Source organism: Ensifer sp. ENS06 (assembly GCF_014852205.1).
GTDB classification, from domain to species: domain Bacteria; phylum Pseudomonadota; class Alphaproteobacteria; order Rhizobiales; family Rhizobiaceae; genus Ensifer; species Ensifer adhaerens.
In genome coordinates this window covers 609316-621092 of the sequence record NZ_JACVBC010000002.1, presented here as the reverse complement: position 1 = coordinate 621092, position 11777 = coordinate 609316, and the positions used below count along the sequence as shown (strand labels likewise).

Here is an 11777-nt window from a genome sequence, read left to right as displayed (position 1 = left end):
CTGACACTCAGCCTCATGCAATTCGCACCGCAACAGGACGAGGCCCTGAAGGCCGTTTCGCAATGGCTGAAAGAGGGCCGCTCGCCGCTCTTTAGGCTGTTCGGCTATGCCGGTACCGGCAAGACGACGCTGGCCCGGCATTTTGCCGAGCATGTCGATGGCGACGTGCTGTTTGCCGCTTTTACCGGCAAGGCGGCGCAGGTGCTGCGCTCCAAGGGCGCGAGCAACGCCAAGACCATTCACTCGCTGATCTACCGGCCGCGCGGCGAAGAGGAGGTTTCCGACGAGGAAACCGGCAAGACCTCGATCGCGCCGATGTTTGCGATCAACCGCCAGAGCCCGGTCGCCAAGGCGGCGCTGATCATCGTCGACGAATGCTCGATGGTGGACGAGGCACTCGGCAAGGACCTGATGAGCTTCGGCACGCCGATCCTGGTGCTTGGCGACCCCGGCCAGTTGCCGCCGGTTACGGGCGGCGGCTATTTCACCAATCAGGAGCCGGACTACCTGCTGACGGACATTCACCGCCAGGCGCGCGACAATCCGATCATCCAGCTCGCCATGCAGGTGCGCGAAGGCAAGGAAATCATGCATGGCGACTATGGCACCACGCATGTGATCGGTCGCTCTCAGGTGAACCAGGAACTGGTGCTCGAAGCCGACCAGGTGCTGGTCGGCACCAACAAGACCCGCCGGCGCTACAACCAGCGCCTGCGCGAACTGAAAGGCTTCACCAGCGACTATCCGCAATCGGGCGACAAGCTCGTGTGCCTCCGGAACGACCCGGCCAAGGGCCTGCTCAACGGCTCGCTGTGGCAGGTGATGAGTTCTTCGAAGGAGACGGTGAAGCCGGGCATCAACCTGATGATCCGGCCCGAAGACGACGACATGGATCGGGGTGCCGCCAAGATCAAGCTGTTGAAGGCGGCCTTCGAGGATGTCGAGGGCGAGATCCCCTGGACGACGCGCAAGCGCTACGACGAGTTCGACTACGGCTACGCGCTGACGGTGCACAAGGCGCAGGGCTCGCAGTGGAACAATGTCGTGCTGTTCGACGAAAGCTGGGCCTTCCGCGATACCCGCGAGCGCTGGCTCTATACCGCGATCACTCGCGCTGCGGAGCGGCTGACCATCGTTCGTTGATTGATTGAGCTGGGCGCGACCTGAGGGAAGGGACGTCGTTGCCGATCAACAGGATCATTCTCTACGCCCATGACGTGGAAGCGACGGTTCGCTTCTACGAAAAGCACTTCAGCTTTCAGGCATCGCGCGAGGCGGGCGACCGTATCGTCGAGCTGATCCCGCAAGACGGTGGCGCCAGCCTGATGGTCCATCCGGCGGCCAAGGGGCAGCGGAAAGGCCAATCCCTCATCAAGCTGGTGTTCGATGTCAGGGATGTCGAAGCCTTCAGCCGAGAGTGCGCTCAGGAAGGGCTGGTATTCGGGTCCATCCATCAGGCCGATGGCTATCAGTTCGCCAATGCGAAGGACCCATCAGGCAATCCGATCTCGATATCGAGCCGCGCCTTCCGCAAGATCTGAGGTGCAGCCGTCTTGAGCTGTTACCGCTTCGTTGCCATCCAAATCATATGGCGGGCGCCGCCGCGTTTGCCGTTGGCGCGCACGTTCACCTCGTCGGCGGCAAAGCCGACTTCGCGCAGGCGGCGGGTGAAGGCGCTGTCGGGTGCCGACGACCAGACGGAAAGCACGCCGCCAGCCCGAAGGGCGGCTTGCGCAGCGCGAAGGCCGGTGTGGCTGTAGAGGCTGTCGTTGGAGGGACGCGTCAGGCCATCCGGACCATTGTCGACATCGAGCAGGATGGCGTCGTAGGCGGCCTTCTTCGAGCGGATCAGCGCGCCGACATCGCCGACATGGATATCGACGCGGGGATCGTCGAGCGTGCCTTTGTGCAGATCGGCCATGGGGCCGCGCGCCCAGTCGACGACGGCCGGAACCAGTTCGGCGACGGTCACACGGGCATCGCCTGGCAGCACGGCAAGGGCCGCGCGCAAGGTAAAGCCCATGCCCAGGCCGCCGATCAGCATGCTCAGGTTTTTGCCGCCGGCGATGCGCTCATGGGCGAGCGTTGCCAGCGCTTCTTCCGAGCCGCTCAACCGGCTGTTCATCAGCTCGTTCGAGCCGAGCATGATCGAGAATTCCTGCCCGCGCTGCTTCAGGCGCAGCTCGTCGCCGTCACCGGGAATGGTTGCGCGGTCCAGCTCTATCCAGGGAAGCATCGGGGTCTCTCGTCCGTATTTGTTCAGGCGCCCTCGTAACACGTGCGGGATAATGGCGACACCGCAATGTCTGCCGTTCAAGAGAATTGTGCCGCGTGGACCTGCAAACTGTTCGGCGCGCCTTACTGTGGCAGGCCTGCGGGCAGGGGCTGCAGCAGAGCGTCGTGACCTAGGTGAGGCGCAACGCGACCTCGTCCTCTTCACGCACGAGGATGCGGACGGCAAGGCATCGGGGGCGGCTGCCGTGTTCTCGCTATTCCGGCGAGATCATGCCTGAAAGCACCGCCTTGGCGATCGCCTGGAAGCGGTTGTTGGCGCCGAACTTGCGGATGATGCCGGCTTCAAGGGTAAGCGCTGCCGCCACGTCCATATCCATTAGCCCGGCGATGCGCGCCGCCGGATAGCCGTCGGCCATGAAGGTCAGGCACTCGCTTTCGATCGGCGAGAGATGGACATGGCCGTCCTCATCGGTGGCTTCGCCTCCGTCGGTGGTTTCGAGCAGCTCGGTGATGCGCTGCATCTGCCGGCGCAGGTTTGCCTGCTGGGCGGCAAGCTCACGCCGTCGGGCAAGCAGGGCGTCGCGAAACAGCTTGTCGGCTTCGGCCTGCTCCTCGGTGCCCGCAAGTCCGGTCAGCAGTTCCAGGATGGTCGAGATCGGCATGTCGATCTCGCGGCAGGCGTTGATGACGGCCATGCGGCGAATGTGATCTTCGTTGTAGACCCGCATCGGCCCCATGCGGGCGGCGGTCAGGAGCCCCTTCTCCTCGTAGAAGTGCAGCGTGCGATGGGTGACGCCGAAAGCGTCGGCCATGTCGGCGATCGCCAGCGGCGTCGTGGGGTCGTGGTGGGGAAGCGGCAGGTCGGGCAGAAAGCCGACACGATCGGGCGCGGCCAGCACGCCCTCGAATTTCCAGTGGTCTCGCGGCATGTCGAAGGTCCCCGGTCTACAGCCTGCGCGTCTTTCGACGCGCGGTTTCTGCAATTTCCTGAATCGAGACCGACCCAGGGGCGCGCGCAATCCGCGTCCGGAAGCGGTGGCGATCGTCGGGTCTCAAAGGTGCGGACGGATCCGCGCGGTGAGACACTCGTTGATCGTCAACGACAATACCTGCTGCTCGGTTGGGGCACCTCCGCGCGCAAGGCACGGTTTACTCAGGACATCGATGCTTGCCTGACGAGCACCCAGGCACCCATTCCCAACGCATGCGTGTACCGTATACGCGAATCGCTAATATGACCAGTCCCAGTATGGCAGGCGAATGTGGCGGACCGGGGGTCGCAGCCGCTTCATGCGGACCGGCCTTTGCCCGCCCCGCCGGGCAGGCTCAGTGTCCGATGACCTTGAGCGGGCTGTTGGCGCTGAGGATGAACAGCGGCTCGTCGCCGCGCAGCGGCGAGAGTTTCTGCTGGCAGGACCAGGCGGTCTCGAAGGTGTCGCGGGTGAGGTGCTTGCGATAGCGCTGGGTGGCGGCCATGCAGCCCATCAGCGGGCTTTCGATCTGCTCTTCGCGGGCGTGATTATAGATCTCGCCATCGAGCGAAAACAGTTCGGCGGCGAGCGACATGCTCTCGAAAAGCAGGTCAGGCTCGGTCTCGAGCCGCTTCCAGGTGATGAAGTCCTGGCGCATCGGCACGTTCTCGCCGTCATGGGAGAGGGTGACGCGAATGCCCTGGGCCGGTGCGTCGTACCAGGTCACCTGGACTGTGAAGGAAAGTGCTGAGTTGCGCGAGACCGGTCGGCCGGTGTCGCCATCGGTGGCGCGCGCCAGCGTCTTGTGGCGCTGGGCGGCAAGCCGCAGCGCCGTGGCGAAGGCCTTCGCATCGCTGTTTTCGGCGCCGCTGAGCTTCACGGTAACGGCGGGCAGCACCCGCTCGGTTGCGTGGCGGGCGTTGAAGAGCTTGGCCTGGGCGTCGAGGTCCAGCGTCATTTCCTGCGACGGCATCGGGGCAAAGAGCAACAGCGGCAGGACGCTCAGAACGGAGAGCGGCGAGGAGAGCGGGGCCGGCGGCCAGGCGGGGCGATGCCCGGCAAAGCGCCGCTTGGCCGGCTTCGGTTGACGCGGCGCGGGGGCGGCAGTTTCGGCCACTTCCGTCCGCGCGTGGCGGTATTCCGGAACGTAGGTTCCCTTGGGAATGGCAATGCGCCATTCCTCGTCGGCGCCGTCGCCCTCGTAGAAGGCCTTGAGCAGCTTGCGCAGCTTGCCGGCATGCACGCGCACCAGCGGGTCGCTGTCGGCGTTGAAGGCCTGTGGCCGGTCGAAGACGTCGATGGCGATCGAGTACCCCTTGAGCTGATGGCCTTCGCCGATCATCTCCTTTTCGACGACATAGGCGAGGAACGCCCGCAAGCGCTCGGAGCGCGCGAAAGCCTTGCTTTCGAGGATGCGACGGAGCGTCCGCCGTATCGTCTCATCGCAGGGTCTTTCGACCGTCGTCATCGGTGCTTGCTCCAGGGTCATGTGATCTAAAAATCTATGAAGGCGATCGCGGCGTAGGCCAGGGCCATTCGATCTGATTCGGAAATTTAAGGCCAAAAGAAGTGGTTGTCAGGGGTGATAGACGCCAAATTTGAGTTTTTTCTGAAATAAACGTAAAAATTGCGTCCTCAATCCCTGTGACAGATCGTAGCGGTGCTCGCTCGCCCGGTGCCGGCGTGTCGGCGGCCCGAAGGTTTCGTTCCGGTGATTGAGCTTTCCTGCATATTAGAGAGATCGATTGTCAAGATTTGATCAAGACAAGGCGGGCAAACGCACTGCGCGCCATTGACGCGGATATTGCATTGGTACTCCTTGGAATTGCTGCATAATCCCGACCTCAAACCGTTTCTGCTTTCGTTAAATATGCAGTAGAACATTGCATCCACATTGCCCGCATCGGGCCGTGAGCGGCCCCGCCTCTGGAAAGTTCAGACATGCCTGCAAAACTGTCCGTGAATCTGAATGCCGTCGCAATGCTTCGCAACCGGCGCGATCTACCCTGGCCCTCCGTCACCGCACTCGGGCGCATTGCGCTCGAAGCCGGCGCCGCCGGCCTCACGGTGCATCCCCGGCCGGATCAGCGCCATGTCCGCTTTTCCGACCTGCAGCCGATCCGCGACCTGATCGACGGCGCATTCCCGGAGACGGAATTCAACATGGAAGGCTACCCGAACGAGGAGTTCCTCGGTCTCGTCGAAGCGCACCGGCCGGAACAGGTGACGCTGGTGCCCGACGATCCGGCGCAGGCGACCTCCGACCACGGTTGGGATTTCCGCAAGAACCACAATCTGCTCGGCCATGTGGTCGGCCGGCTGAAGAAGAAGGGTTTTCGCGTTTCGCTGTTTGCCGATGGCGACGAGGACATGGAGGCGCTGCGCATCGCCAAGGAAACGGGTGCGGACCGCATCGAACTCTACACCGGCCCCTATGGCGGCTGCTATGACGATCCGGAAAAGGCCGAGAAGATCGCCGGCGAGCTTGGCCGCACGGCGGCGATGGCGGCCGAGCTCGGTCTCGACGTCAATGCCGGCCACGACCTGACTGTCGCCAACCTGCCGCTGCTTGCCAGGCACATTCCGAACCTTGCCGAAGTGTCGATCGGCCACGGCCTGACCGCCGATGCGCTGGAGTACGGCATGGCCGAGACCGTGCGCCGCTTCCGTCGCGCCTGCGGGCAGGAGGTCTGAGGCGCCTTCGCATGAAGGAACTCTTCGTCGTCACCCACACGCAATCCGTCCACCATGTCGAGGGCAGGGTGGGCGGCTGGTACGATACCGGCCTGACCGAGGGCGGCCGAAAGGATGCGGCAGCCACGGCCGAGCGTCTTGCGACCCTTGTCGGCGGGAGACAGGTCGAGATCTTCAGCTCCGACCTTTTGCGCACTGCTGAAACGGCGGCGGCGATCGCCGCGCGCCTTGCCGCGCCCGTGACGGAAACCGCCGCTCTTCGCGAAATCAGCTATGGCGTGGCCGGCGGCAGGCCGCAGGCCTGGCTCGACGCGCGCTATACCGCGGCGCCGGACGACAATCGGCTGGATCATGATTGCGGTATCGACGGCGCGGAAACCCGCCGCGACGTGGCGCTTCGGGTCTACCCTTGCGTCGAGGCCATCGTCGCCAGGCCCTGTCCGACGCAGATCATCGTCACCCACGGTTTCACGCTGACGCTGGTGATGGCGGCCTGGATGAAGGTTCCGATCGAGGCCGCCGGCTTCTTGAGCTTCCCGGCGAAATCCGGAAGCATCACTCATCTGCGCGAGGATGATTTTTTCAGGAATCGCGCCGTCGTCCGCCTGGCGGATGCCGCGCATCTGGCAAATGAGACGCCGTAACATCCTGAAAATACTCAGGGCAACGCAGGCGCGAACGCAATGCAATCTGCAACGGGGGCTGCTATAGAGCAAGCCCGTCCTCTCGCCCATCTCCGGCCCATGACCATTCAGACCAGTTTTCGCGAGCGCATCGTTCTCTATGCGCTTCTGACATCGCTGACCTCGATCAGCATCGACGCGCTGTTGCCGGGTCTGCGCCAGATCGGCGCCGACGTCGGCGTCGCGCCGCCGCTTTCCACCCAGCATGTGATTTCGCTGTTCATTCTCGGCATGGCGTTCGGCGAACTGCTGCTCGGGCCGCTTTCCGATGCGATGGGGCGGAAGAGGGCGCTGGTCCTGGGCCTTGGCGTCTATGCGCTCGGAACGGTCATCGCCATGGTGGCGAACTCGCTCGAAATGGTCATCCTCGGCCGGTTTCTTCAGGGTGTCGGCGTCTCCGGGCCGAAGATCGCGACGAGGGCGATGATCCGCGACCAGTTCGAGGGTGACGCCATGGCCCGCGTCATGTCGTTCATGTTCACGCTGTTCATTCTGGTGCCGATGCTGGCGCCGACACTGGCGCAGGGGATCATCACTGTAGCCGGCTGGCGCAGCATCTTTGCCGTCTATCTCGCGGCGGCGGGCGTTCTCGGCCTGTGGCTGGTGATGCGGCAGCCGGAAACATTGCCGGCCGACAAACGCATTCCCTTTCGCCTGGGGCTGCTCGTATCGAACGGGCGGCGCATCCTGTCGCATCGGCGGGTGACGTTGCTGATCGTCGCGACCGGGCTCGTCTTCGGCGCGCAGCTTCTCTATCTGAGCACGGCCGCCGACCTCTTCTTCGACGCCTACGGAATCGGTGAGACCTTCCCGCTCTATTTTGCCATGCTGGCGACGGGCATCGGGCTTGCCTCGTTCCTCAATGCCAAGCTCGTGCAGCGCTTTGGCGCGGAGGCGATGGCGCGCCGGGGTTTTGTGGGCCTGGCCGCGGCAGGGCTGGCGATGCTTGCGGCATCGCTCTATTGGGGCGGGCGGCCGCCGCTTGCGATGCTGCTGGTGCTTGGTTTTGCCGCCTTCTTTGCGGTCGGCGTGCTGTTCGGCAATCTCAACGCCATGGCCATGCGTTCGCTCGGGCAGGTGGCCGGGCTCGGCGCATCGCTGATCGCCTCCGGCTCCAGCCTCGTGGCGACGGTGTTTTCGATCGCGGTGGGCGCCTTCTACGATGGCACGACACTTAACCTTTCGGCCGGCTTCTTTCTCGCCGGTGTCGGCGCGCTCGTTCTGGCCGAGCTTGCGCTGAGGGCCGATGCTTCGCCGGTGGAGGCCTTCCGGTAGGCGACGGCAAAAGCTGCCAAGCCCGCGTGCCAGGCATCAGCCTTCCCATGCCGGCGAGCGCGGTGCTTGGGATGCCCGGCTACTGTGTCCCGCCAAGGCAGCGATGGGCTAACCGTTGTAGACGACGGAAATCTTGTTTCCGGAGGGATCGCGCATGTAGGCCGCGTACCAGTGCGGCCCATAATGCGGCCGCGGATTGGGGGCGCCCTCATCCGTTCCGCCATTGGCCATGCCTGCCTGGTAGAAGGCATCGACGTCCTGACGGGACTGGACCATGAAGCCGACCATCGAACCATTTCCAGCGCTTGCCGGTTCATTGTTGAAGGGCTTGCAGACCCACAGCACGGGACCATTGCCGGTTCCGCCTTCGGAATAGGCGCGCCAGTCCGGAAAGTCCGTGTGCGCCTTCCAGCCGATCGTCGCCAGGGTGGCATCGTAGAATGCATTGGACCTGGCGGAATCCAATGCACCGACGGTCAGATAAACGCTCATGATTTCCCCTTTTTTAAGCGGTGAAGCCAGGAGAATTCATAGAGCGAAAACGTGAACAAAGCAAGAACAAATGGCGGTGACGACCATGGCGAAGATTGTCTGGCCGGCAGGGCGGGCAGCTCGTGCCCTCCCGGTGCCGACAGCATGGCAAAGGTCGTTTCGAGAGCCCGACGCAAACGGCCGGGCTCCCGCTGCCTGGCTTACCGCTTAGCTGGCAAGTCGCGCCTTGCTCGCTTCGAGAAAGGCGGCGAGCGTCACCGGCGTCGCGCCGGTCAGCGCGGTGACATCGCCCGTCACCATGTCGATGTGGCCCCCGCGGGTGTTGGCGTCGAAGGAAACGACGATCGGGATCAGGAAGTCCGGCAGGCCGGCGCTCTTCAGGCCGCCTGCGAGCGCCTCGTCGGAGATGTGCACGACGTTGAGGGACTTGCCGGTCGCCTTGGCGACGAGGGCTGCGATCTCGTCCGTCGAGCGCAGCTCGCCGCCCGTCAGCGTATAGGTGTGGCTCTCGCTTGTGGAGGCGGCAAGGGCTGCGGCTGCGGCCTTGGCGGCATCACCGCGGGCGATGTGGGCGAGGCGGCCTTCGCCCGAAGAAGAATACCATTGCCCGGTCTCAAGAGCATGCGGCAGCGCCATGAACAGGTTCTCCATGTACCAGCCGTTGCGCAGGATCGTATAGGGAATGCCGGTCGCCTTGATGGCGTTTTCAGTGCCGAGATGATCGGGTGCGAAGGGAATGACCGAGGTTTCCGGGCTCGGCATCGAGGTGTAGACGATGTGCTTGGCGCCGGCCTTCTTCGCAGCCGCAACGGCGGCCAGATGCTGCTTCAGCCGCTTGCCGGGCTGGTCCAGCGCGTCGGTCGAGATGATCAGGATCCGGTCGGCGCCGGCAAAGGCCTGGTCGAGCGAAGCGGGATCGTCGAAATCGGCGACGCGGGCCTGAACACCCCTGGCGATATAATCGGCGAGCTTCGCCGTATCGCGGCTGGTGGCGATGATCCGGGCCGGTGCGATGCCGGACGCAAGCAACTGGTCGAGCACGAGCTTGCCGAGTTGGCCGGTTGCGCCGGTGACGAGCAATGTATCGGACATGGTCTTACCTTTTCTGTTTTGGCCGAGACGGAAACGCGCGCAGAACGCCGCGGCGCAGGCCTCGCCGGCTCTTCCTGCCGTTGCCTGGGAGATGCTTCGGCACATGGTCTCTTTTTGAGACTTGCTCTTATCGCGTAATCGCAGTAGGGCTGTAAAGGAGGCAGTTTTTTCTGCTGTGGTTACAAAAAGGGTACCGCCGATGAACAAGCCGACCGGGGACATGAAGGGCAAGCGCGTGGCGATCGTCTGCGGCGTGCCGATGGATATGGAAAACTGCCCGGTCCGCGACGTCATGGACAATATCGGCGGCAAGTGGAACTCGCTGATGATCCTGTCGCTCGCCGACGGCCCCTTGCGCTTCTCGCAGCTCCGCCGGCTGATCCCCGACATCTCCCAGCGCATGTTGACCCAGACGCTGCGGGACCTGCAGCGCGACGGCTACATCCACCGCACCGTCTACCCGACACAGCCGCCGAGCGTCGAATATGCGCTGACCGATCTCGGGCGCTCGCTGCTCGGCCTGCTCAAGCACTTCGTCGACTGGTCGGTGGAAAACCACGGCGCCATTCGGGCCGCGCGCGAGGTGTATGACGCGGAGGGGTAGGGCGTTTCGTAGCGGCGATGATGCCCCTTAGTCGCGGGTTGGTTGCGCTGTGGCGCGCCTGCTATTTTCGTGTCCGGTGATCGTTTCGTGGGGCTTGCCCCTCACCCTAACCCTCTCCCCGCAGACGGGGAGAGGGGACGCGGCCGGTCGGAGCGTTGCCGAGTGGGGCAGCCGTCAGATGAGACCGAAGGCGCGCCGATCGTTCCTACGGTGACGCAACTGGCGGGAGCGACGATGGAACGAGCGGGTGCCACTTCGCCCGCCTGCGGGGAGAGGATGGCCGGCAGGCCGGATGAGGCGCGGCCACTCCTTTGCAGCATGACGCAACGTCATGCGCCACGCGCGACGTCGTGTCCCGGTAGCGTGACCTTGCCCTAGCACTTTGATTTTCCCTATAGTTTCGCCGATCATCCGCGTCACCTCGGGGAACCATGAAGACACTTCATATCGGCATAGCGGGCGCCGGCCCGGCGGGGCTGGCAGCGGCACTGATGCTGTCGCGGCGCGGTCATCGGGTGGAGATCCTCGAGCGGTTCGACGCAGCTTCACCTGTCGGTTCCGGGTTGATGCTGCAGCCGACGGGGCTGACGGTCCTGAACACACTCGGCCTGTTGCAGCCGATGCTGGTCCTCGGCAGCCGGATCGATCGGCTCTATGGCGCCGATGCCAAATCCGGGCGCACCGTGCTCGACGTGCGCTATGATGCGCTCGCCGGTGGGCGCTTCGGGCTGGCGGTGCAGCGCGCGGCCCTCCTCAATACGCTTCACGATGCCGTGGCCGCGGCCGGGCTGCCGGTCAAGACCGGCGTCACGCTGACCGAGGTTCGAATGGCTGGCGGCAAGGCGGTGATGCTGGACGCGCAAGGGCATGAGGCGGGCGCCTATGATCTGGTGATCGATGCAAGCGGCGCACGCTCGGCGCTGGCAGCCGGTTCGACCGCCGCGCCCAAGGTGCGCGAGCTTGCCTATAGCGCCTTCTGGGCGACGCTCGACAGCGACGGCCTCAATCATGATGCGCACGCTTTGGTGCAGCGCTACGACCGGGCGAAGGTGATGATCGGCATCCTGCCGGCGGGCCGCGCGCGGATGGGCGAGCGCGACCGGGTCGCCTTCTTCTGGAGCCTCCGGGTAGCGGACGCAGACGTGATACGGCAGGCCGGGCTCGATCGCTGGAAGGCGCGCATTCTCGATTACTGGCCGGATTGTGCGCCGTTGCTGGATCAGATCAGTGACTGGGAGCAACTGACGCTGGCGCGCTATGCGCACCGCACCATGCGCCCGCCGGTCTCCGGCCGCATCGCCTTTGTCGGCGACAGCGCCCATTCGACGAGCCCGCAGCTCGGGCAGGGGGCGAATATGGCGCTGCTCGACGTCGCAGCACTTTCGCATGCGCTGGAGACGGCTGGCGATCTCGATGCCGCACTTGCCGCCTATGCCGCCGCACGCCGCAACCACGTCGCGCTGTTCCAGTTGCTGTCGCTTCTCTTCACGCCCTTCTACCAGTCGGACTCGACGGCTCTCGCCTGGCTGCGCGACAGGCTGGTAGCCACAGTTGCGCGCACCCCGCCGATGCAGGGGCTGCTCGCCTCGATCGTCTCGGGCACGCTGATCGACCCGTTCAAGCCGGCGGGGCTTGCCGAATGCGATTGGCAGGCGGTGCGGGGCGGCGCGGACGGGCGCGGCCAAGCGGCCGCTCCGGCGATTTCCACCTGAGACGGCCGCGAATCCTGTA

12 protein-coding genes are annotated in these 11777 nt (G+C 64.5%); 7 read left to right on the top strand and 5 right to left on the bottom strand.

The genetic code is table 11. The features are described from left to right. Positions 1 to 15: 15 nt before the first annotated feature. The gene (locus tag IB279_RS12225) at positions 16 to 1143 is read left to right on the top strand and encodes an ATP-dependent RecD-like DNA helicase (protein ID WP_112771058.1); all 1128 of its coding nucleotides are present in this window, start codon (positions 16 to 18) and stop codon (positions 1141 to 1143) included. 38 nt (positions 1144 to 1181) lie between these two features. Continuing rightward, the gene (locus IB279_RS12220) at positions 1182 to 1541 is read left to right on the top strand and encodes a VOC family protein (RefSeq protein WP_192339224.1); all 360 of its coding nucleotides are present in this window, start codon (positions 1182 to 1184) and stop codon (positions 1539 to 1541) included. Between the two features lie 20 nt (positions 1542 to 1561). Here the strand turns inward: IB279_RS12220 and IB279_RS12215 are convergent, their stop codons facing one another. The 3 genes from IB279_RS12215 to IB279_RS12205 all read right to left on the bottom strand — a co-directional run bounded on the left by IB279_RS12215 (position 1562) and on the right by IB279_RS12205 (position 4674). Then, positions 1562 to 2236 carry a hypothetical protein gene (locus tag IB279_RS12215; RefSeq protein ID WP_112771056.1) on the bottom strand — a complete coding sequence of 225 codons (675 nt, stop codon included), beginning with the start codon at positions 2234 to 2236 and terminating at the stop codon, positions 1562 to 1564. 253 nt (positions 2237 to 2489) lie between these two features. Beyond that, positions 2490 to 3164, bottom strand: a complete 675-nt coding sequence (locus IB279_RS12210) for a MerR family transcriptional regulator (protein ID WP_034792747.1) — start codon at positions 3162 to 3164, stop codon at positions 2490 to 2492. Between the two features lie 397 nt (positions 3165 to 3561). Continuing rightward, positions 3562 to 4674 carry a hypothetical protein gene (locus IB279_RS12205; RefSeq protein ID WP_060516001.1) on the bottom strand — a complete coding sequence of 371 codons (1113 nt, stop codon included), beginning with the start codon at positions 4672 to 4674 and terminating at the stop codon, positions 3562 to 3564. Positions 4675 to 5147: 473 nt separating this feature from the next. On the opposite strand from IB279_RS12205, the gene IB279_RS12200 reads away from it, so the two are divergent. The 3 genes from IB279_RS12200 to IB279_RS12190 all read left to right on the top strand — a co-directional run bounded on the left by IB279_RS12200 (position 5148) and on the right by IB279_RS12190 (position 7858). After that, positions 5148 to 5900, top strand: coding sequence for a pyridoxine 5'-phosphate synthase (locus IB279_RS12200; RefSeq protein WP_060516002.1), 753 nt, complete (start codon positions 5148 to 5150; stop codon positions 5898 to 5900). An 11-nt stretch (positions 5901 to 5911) separates the two neighbouring features. Continuing rightward, positions 5912 to 6544, top strand: a complete 633-nt coding sequence (locus IB279_RS12195; RefSeq protein ID WP_060605397.1) for a histidine phosphatase family protein — start codon at positions 5912 to 5914, stop codon at positions 6542 to 6544. Positions 6545 to 6643: 99 nt separating this feature from the next. Continuing rightward, the gene (locus IB279_RS12190; RefSeq protein WP_192339223.1) at positions 6644 to 7858 is read left to right on the top strand and encodes a multidrug effflux MFS transporter; all 1215 of its coding nucleotides are present in this window, start codon (positions 6644 to 6646) and stop codon (positions 7856 to 7858) included. 108 nt (positions 7859 to 7966) lie between these two features. On the opposite strand, the gene IB279_RS12185 is transcribed toward IB279_RS12190, so the two are convergent. Then, entirely contained in the window at positions 7967 to 8350 is a 384-nt protein-coding gene (locus IB279_RS12185; protein ID WP_034792755.1) for a VOC family protein, read from the bottom strand. Between the two features lie 207 nt (positions 8351 to 8557). Then, entirely contained in the window at positions 8558 to 9442 is an 885-nt protein-coding gene (locus IB279_RS12180) for an SDR family oxidoreductase (RefSeq protein ID WP_060516005.1), read from the bottom strand. 199 nt (positions 9443 to 9641) lie between these two features. Between IB279_RS12180 and IB279_RS12175 the strand changes: the two genes are divergently transcribed. Together IB279_RS12175 and IB279_RS12170 are read left to right on the top strand one after the other, a co-directional pair. Then, positions 9642 to 10046, top strand: a complete 405-nt coding sequence (locus tag IB279_RS12175; protein ID WP_060605391.1) for a helix-turn-helix domain-containing protein — start codon at positions 9642 to 9644, stop codon at positions 10044 to 10046. Positions 10047 to 10477: 431 nt separating this feature from the next. Then, on the top strand, positions 10478 to 11758 hold the full coding sequence (locus tag IB279_RS12170; protein ID WP_112771052.1) for an NAD(P)/FAD-dependent oxidoreductase: 1281 nt from the start codon (positions 10478 to 10480) through the stop codon (positions 11756 to 11758). Positions 11759 to 11777 lie beyond the last annotated feature (19 nt).